Here is a 17,326-nt window from a genome sequence, read left to right as displayed (position 1 = left end):
TTCCGTCAGGCCGCTATGTTCAAACGATCGATAAAGATGTATTTTATATACATCATATAAATCACTTTGTTTGCCCAGCCAGAGGAGCCCCCTATGGAGCAGCAGCTGCTTTGCTATAAAACCCTGCCGGAATGGAACAGCGACACACTGCCGGAAGCCTTTCGCCAGCGCCACAACACCCAGAGCGGCACCTGGGCGAAGCTCACCGTGCTGAGCGGCAACCTGACGTTCGCCATGATGACCGAAGACGCCGCTACCACCGAGACCTGGCAGTTTAGCCCCGAAAGCCAGCCGCCGTTTATCGAACCGCAGCAGTGGCATCGCATCGTTTCCTTCTCGGACGACATGACCTGCCGGCTGGCGTTCTACTGCACGCCGGAAGATTACTACCACAAGAAATACGAACTGACGCGCACCCACTCCGAAGTGATCGAGGCGGCGGCGCGCATCGCACCGGGCAAGGCGCTGGATCTGGGCTGCGGCGGCGGCCGCAATTCGCTCTATCTCAATCTGAAAGGTTTCGACGTCACCGCCTGGGACAAGCACGTGCCGTCGATAGCTCGCCTCAATCAGATCATCGACGCCGAGCAGCTGACCCGCCTGAGCGCCGGGGTGCAGGATCTCAATACTCACCGCTTCAGCGGCGAGTACGACTTCATCCTGTCCACCGTGGTGTTGATGTTCCTCGAGCGCCAGCAGATCCCGCATATCGTGCAAAACATGCAGGACAGCACCGTGCCCGGCGGCCATAATCTGATCGTGGCGGCGATGGATACCGAAGATTATCCCTGCCCGCTGCCGTTCCCGTTCACCTTCAAGCCGGGCGAGCTGAAGCACTATTACCGCGACTGGCAGATCCTCAAATACAACGAGGACGTCGGGCAACTGCACAAGACCGACGCCGCCGGCAACCGCATCTCGCTGCGCTTCGCCACCCTGCTGGCGCGCAAGCTATAACGCGTCGTGAAAGATCACCCCTAGCGTGTGGCGTTGGCCGGTGCGTATCCGGCTGACGCCGTGGCGCAGATTGACCCGATAGTAGCCTCTCGCCCCCGCCACCGGCCGATGATGCACCGCGAACACCACCGCGTCGCCCTGCTGCAAGGGCACCACCTCCGGCCGGCTCTGCATCCGCGGCCGCTGCTCGGTCAGCACAAACTCGCCGCCGGTGAAATCCCGTTCAGGGGCGGAGAGCAAAAACGCTACCTGCAGCGGAAACACCCGTTCGCCGTACAGATCCTGATGCAGGCAGTTGTAATCCCCCTCCGTGTAACGCAACAGCAGCGGCGTTGGCCGCCGCTGGCCGGCCTGATGGCATTCAGTCAGGTAGGCCTCGTGTTCGGCGGGATAACGCGCCGCCAGACCCAGCATGGCGTTCCAGCGATTGGCCAACGGCGCCAACCGCGCGTACAGCAGGCCGCGCACTTCGGCCACCGGGGGCGGTAACGGATACGCAAAATACTGGTACTCGCCGCGACCAAAACCGTGCCGCGCCATGACAATGCGGCTGCGGAAGTGCTCGCCATGCGGATAAAGCGCCGCCAATTGCCGGCACAGCTCGGCGCTGAGCACGCCCGGCAGGCGCGCGCCCCCCTGCGCATCAAGTTCGCGTTCGATCGCCGCCCAGTCCAATTCGGCCAACCGCGCCGCCAGCGCGCCGCTCATCGCTGCGCCTCCTTTTCCAGCAAGGCTTTCTTGCGCTCGACGCCCCAGCGATAACCGGACAAGGCGCCGTCGTTGCGCACCACCCGGTGACAGGGGATTGCCACCGCCAGCACGTTGGCGGCGCAGGCGCCGGCCACCGCGCGCACCGCTTTCGGCGCGCCGATGCGCCGGGCGATATCGGCATAGCTGACGGTTTCGCCGACCGGTATCGCCTGCAGCGCCCGCCAGACCCGCTGTTGAAACGCAGTGCCGCGAATATCCAGCGGCAGCGCCAGCCCGCTCTCCGGCGCTTCGATCAGGCCCACCACCTGCGCCATCAGCACTTCATACTGCGCGTCACCGCCGATCAGCTCGGCGTTGGGGAATTTATCCTGCAGATCCTGCACCAGCTGCTGCGCATCGTCCCCCAGCAGAATGGCGCAAATGCCCACCTCGCTCTGCGCCGCCAGGATCTCACCCAGCGAACAGCGCCCAACAGCAAAATGGATGCGCATGCCTTTGCCGCCCGCCCGGTAGGCCTTCGGCGTCATGCCCAGCGCGGCGTTGGCTTGCTGGTAGAAGCGGCCGTTGGCGCCATAGCCGGCGTCGAATATCGCGTCGGTCACCGTCTCCTGCTGTGAAAGACCGGTGCGCAAGCGCTGGCTGCGCTGCGCGTCGGCGTAGCCTTTCGGCGTCAGGCCGGTGATCGCTTTGAACAGCCGGTGGAAATGGTATTGGCTCAACCCGACGTGGCGCGCCAGCGTCTGCAGCGACGGCGCTTTCTCCGCCCGTTCGATATAGCGGCAGGCCTCGGCTATCTGCCGCGCATGCTGCTCCGTCAACGGCGTCAGCCCCTGGCGGCAGCGTTTGCAGGGCCGATAACCCGCCGCCTCCGCCTGTTCCGCATCGTCGAACAGCTCCACGTTTTGCCGATTCGGCTGGCGTGACGGGCAGGAAGGCGAGCAATACACGCCGGTGGTTTTCACCGCGTAGATAAAGCGGCCGTCGGCGTGCTTGTCGCGGCTGACGATCGCCAGCCAGCGCGGATCGGCGCTGTCGATTACGTTTTTCATCATCCGTTCCTCACTGCGGTTTCGATGTTAACCAGCATAGTGACGGGCCGTTGGCGAAACACGCCGACTCTTGCTTTTTAATTCGATGCCGACGTTTTCAACAATGTTTCGACAATTTTTAACCAACAACATGAAGTTTATTACGTTGCCAACCCGCTTGCACGGCGTTAGGATCGCGGCCGGTCACGGGCGTGGCCAGTGTTTTTGCCTGTTAGTTGCGCGCATGGAGAGGTTATTGTGTTAGAGAGTTTTGGCGTCCTGAATCTATGGACCTATTTGGCCGGGGTGGTCTTCATCATCATTCTGCCGGGGCCGAATACGCTGTACGTGCTGAAAACCGGCATATCGCGCGGCGTGCGCGCCGGCTACACCGCGGCGCTGGGCGTGTTTATCGGCGATGCGATCCTGATCTTCTGCGCCTATATCGGCGTGGCGTCGCTGATCCGCACCACGCCGTTCCTGTTTACCCTGGTGCGTTTTCTCGGCGCGATTTACCTGCTGTTCCTCGGTGCAAAAATCCTCTACGCCACCTTCGTGCAGAAGGCGCAGGCGCAACAGCAGCAAATTGAAGGCGGCCACAGCATTCTGCGCAAGTCGCTGACGCTGAGCCTGACCAACCCGAAAGCCATTCTGTTTTACGTGTCGTTCTTCGTGCAGTTCATCGACTTCAACTACGCGCACACCGGGCTGTCGTTCACCATTCTGGCGCTGATCCTCGAAGCCGTCAGCTTTATCTACATGAGCACGCTGATCTTCTCCGGCGCGATGCTGGCGCATTTCTTCAACCACAAGAAAGGCCTGGCGAAGCTCGGCAACGGCCTGATCGGCCTGCTGTTCCTCGGTTTCGCCACCCGTCTGGCGACCCTGAGCTCGTGATCCCTCCCGGCCGGCGCCCGCCGGCCGCGGTTTACTCTCCCGTCACGGCAAAATGACACGCAGGACAAACCGAATGTCAGGCAGACCAAAGCCGCCGCTTTCCCGCTGATCTAGACTCTCAGGGTTAACGATAACCTGATGAGCCTGATCGGAGGATGTATGTCTGACAATACCGTAGCCGTGCTGGATAGCGTGTCGCGTTTTCTCGATCGTCAGCATGGGCTGTATATCGACGGCCAGTGGCGCGCGTCCGCCGCGGAAGGCCGCCTGGCGGTGTACAACCCCGCCAATGGGCAGCAGATCGCCACCACCGCCGACGCCAATGAACACGACGTCGCGCTGGCGGTGCAGTCCGCCCACAAAGCCTTCAGCGAAGGCGTCTGGGCGCAGCGCCTGCCGGTAGAGCGCGAGCGCATCCTGCTGCGCTTCGCCGATCTGGTGGAGCAGCACGCCGAAGAGTTGGCGCAGCTCGAAACCCTTGAGCAGGGCAAATCCATCAACATCGCCCGCGCCTTCGAAGTCGGCAGCACCCTGAACTGGATGCGCTACACCGCCGGGCTGGCGACCAAAATCACCGGCCAGACGCTGGATGTCTCCATTCCGATGCCACCGGGCGCCAAATATCAGGTTTATACCCGCAAAGAGCCGATCGGCGTGGTCGCCGGCATCGTGCCCTGGAACTTCCCGCTGATGATCGGCATGTGGAAAGTGATGCCGGCGCTGGCCGCGGGCTGCTCCATCGTCATCAAGCCGTCGGAAACCACCCCGCTCACCCTGCTGCGCATGGCCGAACTGGCGAGCGAAGCCGGCGTGCCGCCGGGCGCGTTCAACGTGGTCACCGGCCGCGGCACCGTGTGCGGCAAGGCGCTGACCGAACATCCGCTGATCGCCAAAGTCAGCTTTACCGGCTCCACGCCGGTGGGCAAAAGCATCGCGCGCGCGGCGGCGGATCGCCTGACCCGCGTGACGCTGGAGCTGGGCGGCAAAAACCCGGCCATCGTGCTGAAAGATGCCGATCCACAGCAGGTGATCGAAGGCCTGATGCTCGGCAGCTTCCTCAACCAGGGGCAGGTGTGCGCCGCCAGCTCGCGAATCTATATCGAAGCGCCGATTTATGATCGGTTGGTGGCCGGATTCGAACAGGCGGTGAAATCGCTGTCGGTCGGGCCGGGGATGGATACCGGCGCGCAAATCAACCCGTTGGTATCGCTCGCGCACCGCAACAAGGTGGCGGCCTACCTGGACGACGCCCGGGCGAAAAACGCCGAGCTTATCGGCGGCGCGGCCGGGCCGGACGCCAACGGCTTCTACATTCCGCCGACCCTGGTGATCAACCCGAACGATAGGCTGAACCTGACGCGCGAGGAAGTGTTCGGCCCGGTGGTCAACCTGATCCGGGTGGCGAGCGCCGAAGAAGCGCTGAGCAAGGCCAACGACACCGACTTCGGGCTGACCGCCAGCCTGTGGACCACCAGCCTGCAGCAGGCGATGGCGCTGACGCCGCGCATTCAGGCCGGCACCGTGTGGGTCAACACCCATACGCTGATCGACCCGAACATGCCGTTCGGCGGGTTCAAACAGTCGGGCAGCGGCCGTGATTTCGGCCCGGATTGGCTGGACGCTTACACCGAGTCGAAATCGGTCTGCATCCGCTATTGAGTGAAGCGGCGCGGGCCTGGCCCGCGCCCTGACTTACTGATACTGCCGACGGTACTCGCTCGGCGACATGCCGAAACGCTGCTTGAAAGCGGTCGAGAAATGGCTGTGATCGGCGAAGCCCCAGTCGAGGCCGACTCCGGCCAGCTTTTCTTGCCCGGCGGCGCTGCGCAGCGCCTGCGCGCACAGATCCAGCCTGCGGTTCCTGATGTACTGGGCCACCACCAGCCCCTGGCGGGCGAACAGCCGATACAGACTGCGCAGCGACACCCCCAACTCGGCCGCCACCCACTCAGGGCGCAGCTGCGCCGACTGAATATGCCTGTCGATCAACGCCAGCGCCTTGTCGAAGACCGGTTGTTGCCCCTCCGGACGTGCCTGTTCGAGCGCCAACGCCGGGCGCAGCAGCGCCGCCAGCGCATTCAGCACCGCCTCGCTTTCCGCCGCGGCGAGCTGAGGATCCTGCATGCTGCTCAGCACCAGCTGGCGGCTGAGGCGCACCGCGCTGAGCTCGGCCCCGAGACGCTGCGCACCAGGCGGCGGCAGCGGCAGGCAGCCGCGCGGCAACAACAGGGAGATTTGGCACGAATCGCGCTGGAAGGTGAAGCTGCTGGGCCGTGAGGCATCGATCAGCGTCATGTCGCCGGGGGAGAGCAGCGTTTGGCGATCGCCCTGCTCCATCAACGCGCTGCCGCGCAGCTGGATGACGGTGAAAAAGTGCGCGCCGTCGCTGCGGGCGATCTCACGCGGCGTGCGGTACAACCGGGCCTGAGACACGTCGACCACACTCAGGCGCAGGGCATGGGCGCGAAACTCCTGCATCGCCCCGCGAAAGCCGGGCCCCAACGTTTTCGCGCAGAATCGGCCGCAGGCGGTGTTGATTTTCCCCAGCCACTCTTCAAAGCCGACGTCCCGGAGCGTTGCCAATGCCGTCATGATCTCTCCCTTCAAACAGCAGCGGTGCTGCGCCGTTGAACAGAAAAACACCATAACAATCCGTTAACACACAATCAATGGCGAGCGGGGGATTTGGCGCCGCGATCACAGATCACCGGGCGCCGGGGAGGCATCGCCTTAAGGCTGCGTATCCAACAGATGGCGCACCACCGCCGCGTACTCTTTGGCGTAACCTTCGACGCTGGTGCTGGCCATGCCGGCATTATCTATCTTGTATTTGCCTGCCACGTAGAACGACGGGGTGCCGCGCACCTCGAACGCTTTCACCGCTTCGTTCTGCTTGGCGATCAATCCTTTGACCAGCAGGCTGTGGCGCGCGTTTTCGTAGGTGGCGGCATCGATGCCGGCCGCCGTGAACACCCGCTGAATATCGTCGGCGCCGTTGACGGCGCGCTGTTTCTGCACCGCGTCAAACATCGCGCCTTCAATCTTGTCTTCCACGCCCAGCACCGTCGCCACCGCCCAGGCTTCGGTCAGCTCATTGCCCAGTTTGCCCATCAGGCTGACGTGATATTTGGTGACTTTCTCACCGGCGGGCAGCGCCTGCGCCACGGTGCTGCCTACGCGGTAGGTTTCGGCGAACTGATAGCAAGGCCCGCAGTAGAAGGAGAAAAACTCCACCACCGCCGGTGCGGCGGCCACCGGCTTATCCAGCCGGGTATATTGCTCGCCCGCACGGTAATCCGCGGCCTGCACCGCGGGCAGCGCCAACATCAATACGACGGCGGCGGCGAACGAACGCTTAACTTTTGCCAACATAAACACTCCTGGTTTCTTCTATGAACATCGTCCTTAGCGGCGGTTTTTATAATCAAATAACCGCCAGAAGGCCAGTTTTTATTACCTTCTGTTTATGTGGGATTAAGTCAGCGCCCTTCGTAGCCGTCCCAATAGGCGCCTACCGCTTCCTGCGACAGCACCTGGCGGCGTTTAGGATTGTCGGTGCTGCTGTAGGCGCGATTGATGAAAATGGTTTTGTGTTGCATGTTCTGCTGAAATTCCGCGCTGGCCAGGTAGTCGGCCTTTTTCTGCGCTTCGCTGCGCGCCACGCCCGCCGCGCGATCCTTTTTCCCCTGCTGATAGAACTGTTCGAACATCGGCACGGCGTTTTTAATGCTGCCGTTCACATCGGTGCGGAATTGCGGATCGAAGTCGTCGCGGGTTTGATAAACGTAGTGTTTGGCATGCTGCTCTGCGCTGCTGAGGGAGTGAGTGCAGGCGCTGAGCGCCAACAGCGGCAACAGCAGCGCCGCGCTTTTCAGTCTTTTCATGTCGTCTGTCCCTGTCAGTGAGGAAGGTTCCTTTAGCGCCAAGAGCATAGCGCCAGCCCCCGGTGAACGTCAAACGACAAAAATACGCATCACTTTGTTTTATATTAATATTATATACATTGATTGGTATTCATTGCCTGAAACACTATGCTTTAACAGAACAGGGTAAACACTCACCGACAGCGAGGCGGCCAATGAAACCGATCGACAAAAGCGTGGGGGAGTACGACCTCACGGCGGAAAAAAAAGCGGGCATGATCACCGGCACCATCCGCGGTGAACTGCCGGACAGCGACGCGAATCTGCCGCTGCTGCCCTTCTCCGGCACCTTCGCCGGCCCGAGCGTGGCCGAAGCCATCGCCGATATTCAGCAGCAGTTCCCCGACATCGAACCGGCGATTATCGACGATTTGCGCGAGGAACTGCTGAAGGCCGGGTTCTAAGCCGGATCTCGGTGCCGCACGAACGGACTGTAGACCGGCGCGCCGGGCTTCAGCGCCAGATCGGCGTCAAAATCTTCATTACGGTTGAACGGCACCGCCGGCCAGGCGGCAAGGTCGCTTAAGCCAGCCCGATACGCCTGCGTCACCTGCGCCAACGCGGCGTTTTGCGCCTGCCGCTCCTCGCCCGCCAGCCCGCCGCGCACGCCATAGACCAGGAACGGCTCCAGCACGCTAAAGCCGATATAGTGCAGCGCATGCATGATCGGCCACAGCATCAGCCGCATGTCGCCGTCGCGCCCGTCCGGCGCGCAGGCCTGTGCGGAAGCGCCGGCGGTGACGGTCAGCAGCGCCCGCTTGCCGCGCATCACGCCGTTCTCATGGCGGTGGCGGCTGTCGTAGATCCCGCCGTAAACGAACACCCGATCCATCCAGCCCTTGATGATGGCCGGCGCGCCGAACCACCAGAAAGGGAACTGCAGCACCAGCGTATCCGCCCAGCTCAGCAGCTCGATATGCCGCCGGATCTCCGCCGGCAGCGCCTGGATCGTCCAGTGATGGCGCTGCTCCTGCATCGCATCGAACCGGTCCGCCTGCTTTCTGCTGGGGTAGTGGCCGGCGCCCTCGCGCGGATCAAACCCCTCCTGATACAGATCGACCGTTTTCACCTGATGCCCCTGCGCCAACCAGGCCTGCCGCGCCTGTTCGGCCAAATGGGCATTGAAAGAATGCGGCTCGGGGTGAGCCAGCACAATCAGCACGTTCATCCTGTTTCTCCCGTTGTAAGGTGGTGCTGTTATGCTGTGGCTTTATCGCCCCCTTGGCAATTACGCACCTGAAGGTAACCCCCAATGGCTTATCCCGGCGACGTCTATTCGAGCAAGTGCTCCGCGCGCGATGCGCTGGCGCTGATTTCCGGCAAGTGGGTAATGTTGATCCTGCCCGCGCTGGCGCAGCGGCCGATGCGCAACGGCGAGCTGCTGCGCCGCATCGACGGCATTTCGCAGAAGGTGCTGACGCAAACGCTGCGCCAGCTGGAACGCAACGGGCTACTCGAGCGGCTGGATTTAAGTGAAAAGAATCAGGCCCATGTGGAATACCGCCTCAGCGCCGTCGCCTGCTCGCTGGTCGAGACGCTGACGGCGCTGGATAAGTGGGCGGAATACCATTTCCCCGAGCTGGACGCCGCCCGCGAGCGCTATGATGCAGACCGCAAACGCGAGGCCGATTAAAGCGGTTTGGCCCGCAGCGTCTCGCCGATGCGCACGAAGTTGCCCGCCCCCAGATGATGAATGGTGTGCAGATCCGCATTGGCGGCGGTGAAGTGCCAGCGCCCTTGCTGGAACACTCGCTCATCCGCCGCCGCGCTCAACACCTCGCCGAAGCAGGTGTCGTATTTTTCCTGCGCGCCGCTTTCCGGCAGCAAGCGACACTCCAGCCACGCCACGCAGCCCTGTTCGATCAGCGGCACCTGCAGCGTGGCGCTCGGCGTCGCTGCGATATGGAAACGGGAAAATTTGTCTTCATCCAGCCCGGACACGCTGCCCACCGCGTAGGTGGCGTCGATGAACATCGCCGCCGGCACGCAAATGCCGAATGCGCCGCTCTCCTCGATCATTTGCCGGCTATGCGCCCCTTTGTCCACCACGATGGCGATGCGCGGCGGGCTGAACTCCACCGGCATCGACCAGGCGGCGGCCATCACGTTGCGTTTGGCGCCGTCATGGCTGCGGCTGGTGATCAATACCGTCGGACCGTGATTCAGCAGGCGGCTGGCGTGTTCGAGGGCGACAGGACGAAAGTGGCTCATCGGGAAATCCTTGCGAGTGACTGTTTGCCCAGCAGTGTAGATCTGCGCCGCAATGGCAGGCAACGCGGGGCGCACAGAATGCACCGATGAGGCGCTTGTTCCCCATCTCGCCATCCGTTATCTATAGTTAAATCAATTCGCCGGTAACGGCTCATTCCACCTGAGGATCTTGCCTTGACGTTTTTAAAACACCCTATCGCCGGATTGGCGCTGGCCGGCTGCGGCCTGTTGTCGGCGGGCGGCGCGCTGGCCGCTTCCGATGCGCTGGTGTACTGCACCGTCGCCTCGCCGGAATCGTTCAACCCGCAGCTCTCCAGCTCCGGGCCGACCTTTATCGCCACCTCGCAGGTACTGTACAACCGCCTGGTGACGCTGCGCGAAAGCGATAAAACGCCCGCCCCTTCGCTGGCCACCGAGTGGAGCGTCAGCCCGGACGGCAAGACCTACACCTTCACCCTGCGCCAGGGCGTGAAATTCAACAGCAACAAATACTTCACCCCAACGCGCGACTTCAACGCCGAAGACGTGGTGTTCACCGTGATGCGGCAGAAGGATCCCGCCAACCCGTATCACAAGGTCTCCGGCGGCAACTATGAATACTTCACCGACATGGGCCTGGATAAGCTGATCACCAAGGTGGAAGCGGTGGACGAGCACCACGTGCGCTTCACGCTGAGCCAGCCCAACGCCGCCTTCGTCGCCGACTGGGCGATGGATTTCGCCTCGATCCTGTCCGCCGAGTACGCCGACGCGATGCTGAAAAAGGGCACGCCGGAATACGTCGACAACTGGCCGATCGGCACCGGGCCGTTCGCGCTGCAGCAGTACAAGCAGGATTCGCTGATCCGCTACATCGCCAACCCGCACTACTGGCAGGGCGACGTGGCCAGCAAGCACCTGATCTTCTCGATTACGCCGGATCCGCAAACCCGGCTGGCCAAGCTGAAAACCAACGAATGCCAGATCATCCCGGCACCGCTGCCGGAGCAATTCGCCGCCATCAAGGCCGACGACAACCTGCAACTGCACGACATTACCGGGCTGAACGTCGGCTATCTGGCGTTCAACACCCAGAAAAAACCGTTCGACAACCTGCTGGTGCGCCAGGCGCTGAGCTACGCGGTAGACAAGAAAGCGATCGTCGCCGCCGTGTTCAAAGACAGCGGCACCCCGGCCAACTCGCTGCTGCCGCCGGGCATGCTGGGCTACAACGATAAACTGCCGGAGTACGCCTACGATCCGCAGAAGGCGCGCGAACTGCTGAAGCAAGCCGGGCTGGAGCAGGGCTTTGAGACCGACATCTGGTCGATGCCGGTACAGCGCCCTTACAACCCGAACTCGAAGCGCATCGCCGAGATGATTCAGAGCGACTGGGCGAAGGTGGGCGTGAAGGCCAAGATCGTCACCTGGGAGTGGGGCCAGTATCTGGCCGGGCTGCGCAAAGGCGAGCAACAGAGCGCACTGTACGGCTGGGTGTCCGACAATGGCGATCCGGATAACTTCGCCACCCTGCTCGGCTGCGCCGGCGTGCAGAGCGGCGCCAACGTGGCGCGCTGGTGCGATAAGGATTATGACAGCCTGATCCAGCAGGCGATCCAGGAGAACCAGCCGCAGGCGCGCGCCAGGCTGTATCAACAGGCGCAGGTGATCTTCGCCAAACAGGCGCCGTGGCTGCCGCTGGCCACCGGCAAAGTGTTCTACGCCACCCGCAGCAACCTGAGCGGCTACGTGGTGGACGTGAACGGCAGCGACTTCGCCAAGGCCAAATTAAACTGATCCCAGGCGCCGCGGCGAGAGCTGCGGCGCTACCCGCCTCATCGCTTAATAAGCTGCCAGCCTCTGAACCTACCGCGCATTAACTTCACAACTTACGATGCTAACTGCCTCCCCTGTCGCCAGGCACTTAACCCACTAAATTCATAGCTTAATAAGCGGCGTAATCCCTGGCATTTTGCTTAAACTGCATGCAGGCGCTTTCCTCGCCTGTAACATTTAGTTACCATTGGCACACAGACCCTTTAACATCAAAAGGTAACCCGGTGCAGAACACCTACATGCCGTGGCAAATTCGCCTGCACTGGCTGGTGGCGATCCTGCTGGTCATCACCTGTGTCACCATCGAGCTGCGCGGCTATGCCGAACCGGGCAGCGCCCCCTGGTACGCGCTGGTTGTCACCCACTTCAGCTGCGGCGTAACGGTGTTTGCGCTGATGATCGCCCGTCTGTTCCTGCGCTGGCGCTACCCCTCGCCCGCCATCGCGCCCAAACCGCCGAAGTGGCAAACCGGCCTGGCGCACCTGACGCACGCCCTGATTTACCTGCTGCTGCTGACGCTGCCAGTGCTGGGGGTGTATTCGCGCTATCTGGGCGGCAAGGAGTGGTATCTGTTCGGCCTGTCGATGCCGTTCGCCGACGTGGCCGATCGGCCGCAGGCACGAATGATTATCGGCTGGCACAAAACGCTGGCGTCATTCGGCTACTGGCTGATCGGCCTGCATACCGCCGCCGCGCTGTTCCACCACTATATCGTCAAGGACAATGCGCTGGGGCGCATGCTGCCGCTGATGAAAAAACGCTGAATACCCGGCGCCAGGGATGAATTTTCGGGCCACGCCCACTGACAGGGAATGACATGCAAACCCAATTTTTTAATGTGACCGTCGAACAATGCGCCTACCAGCAGACGGCGCCCGACAATCTGGTGAGGATCATCGCCTCCGGCCAGACGTTCTTTTTTTACCGCGACGACTTCAGCGACAGCGAAAATCTGCTGGCCAGGCTCGCCGCCGGCGATCGGGTGAAGATCGGTGCCCACCGCCTGCAAGACGGCAGCTACTGGCTGCACTGGCTGCTGCACGGCACGAAAGGCCGGCTGGAGCCTGACAGAACGCTGAAATACAAGCTGAAATACTTCGCCCTGCTGCTGCTGGGCGCGGTGCTGGCCGGCGGTTTCCCGGCGGCCTTTTTCATCATGGACGGGGAAGATTCCTGGCTGACCATCGTCCTGTTCTTTATCGCCATCATCGCCGGCCTTATCGGCATCGGCATGGCGCTGTTCGTCGGTTCGGAGCTCCTGCTGATCGGGCACCGCGGCCGCAGGCGCCTGCTCCGGGCGCTGGATCGCGTGCTGCTGGGGCAAGACGTCACGCCGCCCGGCTCGCTCAGCCTGAAAATCCCCGGCATCAAATACCGGGCCGTCCGCGCAGACGCTGTGCCGGCGACCGCACCGCTGCAGACCGCGCCCCCCCTCCCGGACGGCGTCGAGACCTCTGGCATCGAGACGGTCAACGCCCTGAACTACGAACTCTGCCACTATGAGATCCCGCGGCAGATGCAGTATTTGGATACGTATGCGTGGCGTCAGAAGGAGACGCACTTCGCGTTGACGACCCGCGCGCTCAATGTCCCCAATACCAAACTGCACCCGGTATTTCGTCGGCAACATCCGCTTTTCATCGCTAAAGGCGATCCGCTGCAGGTGCTGTATTGCGAGAACGACGTCATTCCCGAGTTGCCCAAAGTGCGTGGGATCATCAATCATCGCGATCGCCAAACCTATCTCATCGGCGGCAATCGCTACTTCACCGAAGCCGGCCTTAACCTGTGCGCGCGCGTTGTCTTCATTTTTGGGGCAATCGTGGCGTGTTTTGTACTCGGCATGATGGTGGTGGATAACGCCGATACCCCGGCCGGCTTTCACCTGGATGCCTGGACCCTGAAGCGTCTCGGCAGCGAATTGCCGCCGATTATTCTGCTGCTGATGCTGATGGTCAGCGGCCTGGCGCTGTTGATCGAGGGGTTCGCCCAGATCTGCCGCCTGTACTCTTTTGACCAGCACCGCACGTTTAAAACGTTTAAATACCTGCGAAATCTGCGCCGCAGTTTATGGCGGCAGGCTCAGGTGACGGAGCTGAAATGATGACGTTAGCGCTTTATAAAAGACCCCTTATTATCCTGACGCTGTTTTTGGCCAGCGCGCTGGGCGTCTATTTGCTCGCCCCTGAGCAACGCTATGCGCAGTGGCAATGGACTCAGGGCGACCAGGCGTTGCCGACAATAGCCCGTTACGATCTCATCCACAGCTACCCGGCGCAGGACGGCGCCCTGCTGCTCACCAGCAAAAGAAGTGAAGACCGCGCGTACAATAGCTTTTACGGCTGGGCGGCCAACTATCTCAGCCAGGTGTTGTTTGCCGGCCCAAAAGGGTTACAGATGCTGGGGGAACTCGACGACTTGATCCACGATGCGGTTTGCGGCGAGCAGGAGTGCGTGCTTTTTCTCTCTAAGGGCCGCAGGCTGGTTGATGTGCAACGGGGAACCATCGGGGCGCTGATCCCCTGGCCGGAGGGCGACGACAACCGGCCTTCCTTTGTCGGCGGCAAACTGGTGGCGCAACCGGGAAAACGCGCGCTGTATCTCATCAGCACCGAAGGCGTATTTTACAGCCCGGACTTCGGCGCCCATTGGCGGCAGACGCTGGATCTGCCGGCGCTGCTGGACGCGCGGCAACTGCTGGGCTTTGAGCGCGGCGAGGAGGACTCACCGACGGCTTACGCCTCCGGTAAGCGCAAATCCGTACCCGAGATCTTCACCGCCGTTGATGGCGATCGCGTGCATTTCTGGATGAACCCGGTGCTCGGATCCGGCGCGTTACACATCGCCGTTAACGGTAAAACCGGCGAGGTGATTGAACTGCATTGGCTGCTGGTGCGCGTGGAGGAAAGCGCGCAGGCCCCGGACGGCGGCATCTACCTGATCGCCCAAACGCTGGACAGAGGACTGTATCAGCTTCTGCGTTATCAATCCGACGGGCAGTTGAAGGTGCTGCTGGAGACCGGCGATAAATCGCTGTATCAGCTCTGGGCGGGCAACGATAAGCTGGTCGCCCAAACGGATAACGGCGATGCCCGTCTTTCGCTGATTTTCAATCTGCGTTCATCCGAAGTGCGCTACCGACAGCCGTTGGAGTACCGCTACAACGGGCGCGACGACGCACGCCAAACCGTGATCGAACCGGAAAGCCACTATGGCGATGACGGGGAGACCCCGGCGCTGCCCTACTTCATTCGCTATCGCTCCACCACGCCGTGAACATAAGGAACTTGCCATGCTGTTAGGTTATGGCGCCGGCGTCGCCGGCCTGCTGGCGCTGTTATTGGCCCTGCTGCTCGCCGGCATCCTGCTCGCCTGGTGGGGCTGGCGATATGCCGCCGCCCGCTGCGGCCGCCCGCTGCGGCCGCCCGCGCCCGCCGCTTTCCTGGGGCGGCTATCTATTGGCCTCGGCGCTGGCGATCTACCCGGTAGCGTTCGCGCTGATGCTGATCGACATTGCCATCCAGGATCTCAAGAGCCAGCGGGCGGAAGAACGCTGGAATCGGCGCAGCTACCTGACGCTCGAGGCGGCCAGGCCGTTCGGCGAAATCACCCTGCCAAAGGGAAGCTGGATAAACCGGCAGGAGCCGCGCCAGCCCGGCACCGAAGACAGCCCCATCACGATGGACGGTGTAACCGCCGTGCGCTTCCCTCAGCCGCAAAGCGTGGCCGGCGTGTCGATCATCGCTTTTGAGGTTTTACCGCCGGTGATGGAGCTGGCAGATGCGCATACCTTCACCCGTCCAACCGGCCAAAGGGCGCACTGCGAAGCCGGTTGGCTGGTCTCTTTCTCTTTGCCGTCGGATCAGCCGACCCCGCAGTGGGAGGAGTGGCAGGCCGGGCTGCCCGCAGCGGCGTTTCGGCCCAGCGGCTGGCTCTTTAAGGAGTGCTTCTCCGGCAGCCCTATCGCAGTACTGACCTTGCAGCACGGCGAAGTCAGGGTGCTGCCTTAAGCGTTAGACCGTGGCGTAATTTTCAAAAGGCCGTTCCGGCAGATCTCAGTGAAGACAGCACCACGCTATCCCTTGAAGATCAGTCGGGAGTTGGTCTGATTGCGAAAACGCAGCTGATCGATACCGATCTGCGAGTGATTCGCCGCTTCACGCGCCGCCAGAATGGTGCCGTGGTGCGGCGATTTGCCGCACACCGGGTCGGCGTTGTCGGCGTTGCCGGTCAGCATGAACGCCTGGCAGCGGCAGCCGCCGTAGTCTTGCTCTTTCTCCGAACAGGACCGGCAGGGCTCCGGCATCCAGTCATAGCCGCGATAGCGGTTAAAGCCGAAGGAGTGGTACCAGATATGCTGCAGATCGTGCTCCAGCACCGACGGAAACGTAATCGGTAACTGACGGGCGCTGTGGCAGGGTAACGCCATGCCTTCCGGCGTCACGCTCATGAAGATGGCGCCCCAACCGCCCATGCAGCCTTTAGGCCGCTCCTCGTAGTAATCCGGCGTGACGAACAGCAGGTTGGCCAGGTTGCCGTCGGCGGCCATGCGCTCGCGATAGCGTTTCACCACCGCTTCTGCCTCGGCGATCTGTTCGCGGGTCGGCAGCAGCCCTTCGCGGTTCAGGTGCGCCCAGCCGTAAAACTGGCAGGTCGCCAGCTCGACGTCGTCGGCATCCAGCTGGATCGCCAGTTCGATGATGCGGTCGATCTGGCCGATATTATGGCGATGCAACACGAAGTTGAGCACCATCGGGTAGCCGAGCGCCTTGACTGCCCTGGCCATCGCCAGCTTCTGCTGAAACGCCCTGGCGGAGCCCGCCAGCGCGGCGTTCAACGTTTCGTCGCTGGCCTGAAAACTGATCTGAATATGATCCAGCCCGGCGTCGGCGAAGGTTTGCAGCTTTTTCTCGGTCAGGCCGATGCCGGAGGTGATCAGGTTGGTGTAAAACCCGAGATCGCGCGCGGCGGCGATCAGCTCGGGCAGGTCTTTACGCACCAGCGGCTCGCCGCCGGAGAAGCCGAGCTGCACGCTGCCCATCGCCCGCGCCTGGCGAAACACCTCTATCCACTGCGCGGTGGTCAGCTCTTTTTCCTGCGCGGCAAAATCGAGCGGGTTGGAGCAGTACGGACACTGCAGCGGGCAGCGGTAGGTCAGCTCCGCCAGCAGCCAGAGGGGCGGATTCACCGCCGGCGCACGTGGTTCAGTCACGGAAGGTCACCCATTTTTGTTCGTAGGCGCGCTGGAAAAACTCCAGCACGTCGTCCGCCAAGCCGTCGGCGCCGGGGAAGCGGGCGTTCAGCTGCGCGATGATGCCGTTCAGCGTGGTGTGGCTGTCGACCAGCTGCAAGATGGCGGCGGCGCTGTCATTCAGTTTGGCCATGCCTTCCGGGTAGAGGATCACGTGGCTGTTTTGCACCGGCTCCCATTGCAGGCGGTAGCCACGGCGGAATACGGGGGTGTGTTCAGGGTTCAGCGTCATTACACCAGCCTCTGGTTGTGCCAGACCCGCGCGGCGGTCACGCTGTGGTAAGGCGGGCGGTTCAGGGTGTAGGCCATGCTCATGGCGTCCAGCATGCTCCACAGAATGTCCAGCTTGAACTGCAGGATTTCCAGCATGCGCTGCTGTTTTTCTACGGTGTCGCAATAGTCCAGCGCCAGCGCCAGGCCGTGTTCCACGTCGCGGTTGGCCTGGCCGAGGCGGCTGCGGAAATAGTCGTAACCGGCAGCGTCGATCCACGGGTAGTGTTGCGGCCAGCTGTCGAGGCGCGACTGGTGGATCT

The 17,326-nt window shown here is 62.2% G+C and carries 19 protein-coding genes and 1 pseudogene; 10 read left to right on the top strand and 10 right to left on the bottom strand.

What is annotated here, in order from left to right; all coding sequences use genetic code 11:
- Positions 1–93: 93 nt before the first annotated feature.
- Complete coding sequence (tehB, locus tag MMS95_RS15265) at positions 94–957, top strand: SAM-dependent methyltransferase TehB (RefSeq protein ID WP_242141884.1); 864 nt, start codon at positions 94–96, stop codon at positions 955–957.
- On the opposite strand, the gene MMS95_RS15260 is transcribed toward tehB, so the two are convergent.
- Both MMS95_RS15260 and ada read right to left on the bottom strand, forming a co-directional pair.
- Entirely contained in the window at positions 952–1,665 is a 714-nt protein-coding gene (locus MMS95_RS15260; RefSeq protein WP_015376783.1) for a 2OG-Fe(II) oxygenase, read from the bottom strand. The genes tehB and MMS95_RS15260 overlap by 6 nt on opposite strands.
- Complete coding sequence (ada, locus tag MMS95_RS15255; protein WP_103085975.1) at positions 1,662–2,717, bottom strand: bifunctional DNA-binding transcriptional regulator/O6-methylguanine-DNA methyltransferase Ada; 1,056 nt, start codon at positions 2,715–2,717, stop codon at positions 1,662–1,664. The genes MMS95_RS15260 and ada overlap by 4 nt, the downstream gene beginning before the upstream one ends.
- Positions 2,718–2,954: 237 nt before the next feature.
- On the opposite strand from ada, the gene leuE reads away from it, so the two are divergent.
- A complete protein-coding gene (leuE, locus tag MMS95_RS15250; protein ID WP_004940625.1) occupies positions 2,955–3,593 on the top strand; it encodes a leucine efflux protein LeuE in 639 nt (212 codons plus the stop codon).
- Between the two features lie 159 nt (positions 3,594–3,752).
- Positions 3,753–5,252: an aldehyde dehydrogenase family protein gene (locus MMS95_RS15245; RefSeq protein ID WP_099981839.1), complete on the top strand. Its 1,500-nt coding sequence runs from the start codon at positions 3,753–3,755 to the stop codon at positions 5,250–5,252.
- Between the two features lie 33 nt (positions 5,253–5,285).
- Here the strand turns inward: MMS95_RS15245 and feaR are convergent, their stop codons facing one another.
- From feaR to MMS95_RS15230, 3 genes are all read right to left on the bottom strand, one after another.
- Positions 5,286–6,185, bottom strand: a complete 900-nt coding sequence (gene feaR, locus MMS95_RS15240) for a transcriptional regulator FeaR (RefSeq protein WP_103086028.1) — start codon at positions 6,183–6,185, stop codon at positions 5,286–5,288.
- A 138-nt stretch (positions 6,186–6,323) separates the two neighbouring features.
- Entirely contained in the window at positions 6,324–6,965 is a 642-nt protein-coding gene (locus tag MMS95_RS15235; RefSeq protein WP_015376779.1) for a protein disulfide oxidoreductase DsbA, read from the bottom strand.
- 107 nt (positions 6,966–7,072) lie between these two features.
- On the bottom strand, positions 7,073–7,477 hold the full coding sequence (locus MMS95_RS15230; protein WP_033634055.1) for an Exc2 family lipoprotein: 405 nt from the start codon (positions 7,475–7,477) through the stop codon (positions 7,073–7,075).
- Between the two features lie 194 nt (positions 7,478–7,671).
- Between MMS95_RS15230 and MMS95_RS15225 the strand changes: the two genes are divergently transcribed.
- Positions 7,672–7,920: a hypothetical protein gene (locus MMS95_RS15225; protein ID WP_004940639.1), complete on the top strand. Its 249-nt coding sequence runs from the start codon at positions 7,672–7,674 to the stop codon at positions 7,918–7,920.
- Here MMS95_RS15225 and MMS95_RS15220 read toward each other — a convergent pair.
- Positions 7,917–8,684, bottom strand: coding sequence for an NAD(P)H-dependent oxidoreductase (locus MMS95_RS15220; protein WP_085336581.1), 768 nt, complete (start codon positions 8,682–8,684; stop codon positions 7,917–7,919). The genes MMS95_RS15225 and MMS95_RS15220 overlap by 4 nt on opposite strands.
- Before the next feature lie 84 nt (positions 8,685–8,768).
- Here MMS95_RS15220 and MMS95_RS15215 point away from each other — a divergent pair, with 84 nt between their 5' ends.
- A complete protein-coding gene (locus tag MMS95_RS15215) occupies positions 8,769–9,149 on the top strand; it encodes a helix-turn-helix domain-containing protein (protein WP_004940645.1) in 381 nt (126 codons plus the stop codon).
- Here the strand turns inward: MMS95_RS15215 and MMS95_RS15210 are convergent.
- A complete protein-coding gene (locus MMS95_RS15210) occupies positions 9,146–9,727 on the bottom strand; it encodes a flavin reductase family protein (RefSeq protein WP_049242861.1) in 582 nt (193 codons plus the stop codon). The genes MMS95_RS15215 and MMS95_RS15210 overlap by 4 nt on opposite strands.
- A 174-nt stretch (positions 9,728–9,901) precedes the next feature.
- On the opposite strand from MMS95_RS15210, the gene MMS95_RS15205 reads away from it, so the two are divergent.
- The 5 genes from MMS95_RS15205 (at position 9,902) to MMS95_RS15185 (ending at position 15,552) form a co-directional block, all read left to right on the top strand.
- Positions 9,902–11,503, top strand: a complete 1,602-nt coding sequence (locus tag MMS95_RS15205; protein WP_099981836.1) for an ABC transporter substrate-binding protein — start codon at positions 9,902–9,904, stop codon at positions 11,501–11,503.
- A gap of 278 nt (positions 11,504–11,781) precedes the next feature.
- Complete coding sequence (cybB, locus tag MMS95_RS15200; protein ID WP_099981845.1) at positions 11,782–12,306, top strand: cytochrome b561; 525 nt, start codon at positions 11,782–11,784, stop codon at positions 12,304–12,306.
- Between the two features lie 53 nt (positions 12,307–12,359).
- Positions 12,360–13,646, top strand: a complete 1,287-nt coding sequence (locus MMS95_RS15195; protein WP_242141882.1) for a hypothetical protein — start codon at positions 12,360–12,362, stop codon at positions 13,644–13,646.
- Entirely contained in the window at positions 13,643–14,818 is a 1,176-nt protein-coding gene (locus MMS95_RS15190) for a hypothetical protein (protein ID WP_242141880.1), read from the top strand. Before MMS95_RS15195 ends, MMS95_RS15190 begins: the two co-directional genes overlap by 4 nt.
- 113 nt (positions 14,819–14,931) lie before the next feature.
- Positions 14,932–15,552: a hypothetical protein gene (locus MMS95_RS15185; protein WP_242141878.1), complete on the top strand. Its 621-nt coding sequence runs from the start codon at positions 14,932–14,934 to the stop codon at positions 15,550–15,552.
- A 65-nt stretch (positions 15,553–15,617) separates the two neighbouring features.
- Here the strand turns inward: MMS95_RS15185 and pqqE are convergent, their stop codons facing one another.
- From pqqE to MMS95_RS15170, 3 genes and pseudogenes are all read right to left on the bottom strand, one after another.
- Positions 15,618–16,754, bottom strand: a complete 1,137-nt coding sequence (gene pqqE / locus MMS95_RS15180; RefSeq protein ID WP_242141876.1) for a pyrroloquinoline quinone biosynthesis protein PqqE — start codon at positions 16,752–16,754, stop codon at positions 15,618–15,620.
- A complete protein-coding gene (gene pqqD, locus MMS95_RS15175) occupies positions 16,747–17,025 on the bottom strand; it encodes a pyrroloquinoline quinone biosynthesis peptide chaperone PqqD (protein WP_103085264.1) in 279 nt (92 codons plus the stop codon). Before pqqD ends, pqqE begins: the two co-directional genes overlap by 8 nt.
- A pseudogene (locus MMS95_RS15170) lies at positions 17,025–17,326 on the bottom strand (pyrroloquinoline quinone biosynthesis protein C); the annotation flags it as partial. The gene pqqD and the pseudogene MMS95_RS15170, both read right to left, overlap by 1 nt.

The sequence above is a fragment of the Serratia sp. PGPR-27 genome (assembly GCF_022678525.1).
Taxonomy (GTDB): Bacteria; Pseudomonadota; Gammaproteobacteria; order Enterobacterales; family Enterobacteriaceae; genus Serratia; species Serratia nematodiphila.
The sequence above is the reverse complement of the archived record's forward strand: the minus strand, read 5'-3'. Positions and strand labels throughout refer to the sequence as shown.

What these genes read in the sequence shown, in the direction of transcription:
- MMS95_RS15195 (WP_242141882.1), top strand. Translation starts at nt 12,360, where the DNA reads ATGCAAACCCAATTTTTTAATGTGACCGTCGAACAATGCGCCTACCAG.
- ada (WP_103085975.1), bottom strand. Translation starts at nt 2,717, where the DNA reads ATGAAAAACGTAATCGACAGCGCCGATCCGCGCTGGCTGGCGATCGTC.
- MMS95_RS15235 (WP_015376779.1), bottom strand. Translation starts at nt 6,965, where the DNA reads ATGTTGGCAAAAGTTAAGCGTTCGTTCGCCGCCGCCGTCGTATTGATG.
- MMS95_RS15185 (WP_242141878.1), top strand. Translation starts at nt 14,932, where the DNA reads ATGCCGCCGCCCGCTGCGGCCGCCCGCTGCGGCCGCCCGCGCCCGCCG.
- pqqD (WP_103085264.1), bottom strand. Translation starts at nt 17,025, where the DNA reads ATGACGCTGAACCCTGAACACACCCCCGTATTCCGCCGTGGCTACCGC.
- MMS95_RS15210 (WP_049242861.1), bottom strand. Translation starts at nt 9,727, where the DNA reads ATGAGCCACTTTCGTCCTGTCGCCCTCGAACACGCCAGCCGCCTGCTG.
- MMS95_RS15245 (WP_099981839.1), top strand. Translation starts at nt 3,753, where the DNA reads ATGTCTGACAATACCGTAGCCGTGCTGGATAGCGTGTCGCGTTTTCTC.
- cybB (WP_099981845.1), top strand. Translation starts at nt 11,782, where the DNA reads ATGCCGTGGCAAATTCGCCTGCACTGGCTGGTGGCGATCCTGCTGGTC.
- feaR (WP_103086028.1), bottom strand. Translation starts at nt 6,185, where the DNA reads ATGACGGCATTGGCAACGCTCCGGGACGTCGGCTTTGAAGAGTGGCTG.
- MMS95_RS15260 (WP_015376783.1), bottom strand. Translation starts at nt 1,665, where the DNA reads ATGAGCGGCGCGCTGGCGGCGCGGTTGGCCGAATTGGACTGGGCGGCG.
- MMS95_RS15190 (WP_242141880.1), top strand. Translation starts at nt 13,643, where the DNA reads ATGATGACGTTAGCGCTTTATAAAAGACCCCTTATTATCCTGACGCTG.
- MMS95_RS15215 (WP_004940645.1), top strand. Translation starts at nt 8,769, where the DNA reads ATGGCTTATCCCGGCGACGTCTATTCGAGCAAGTGCTCCGCGCGCGAT.
- tehB (WP_242141884.1), top strand. Translation starts at nt 94, where the DNA reads ATGGAGCAGCAGCTGCTTTGCTATAAAACCCTGCCGGAATGGAACAGC.
- MMS95_RS15225 (WP_004940639.1), top strand. Translation starts at nt 7,672, where the DNA reads ATGAAACCGATCGACAAAAGCGTGGGGGAGTACGACCTCACGGCGGAA.
- MMS95_RS15230 (WP_033634055.1), bottom strand. Translation starts at nt 7,477, where the DNA reads ATGAAAAGACTGAAAAGCGCGGCGCTGCTGTTGCCGCTGTTGGCGCTC.
- MMS95_RS15220 (WP_085336581.1), bottom strand. Translation starts at nt 8,684, where the DNA reads ATGAACGTGCTGATTGTGCTGGCTCACCCCGAGCCGCATTCTTTCAAT.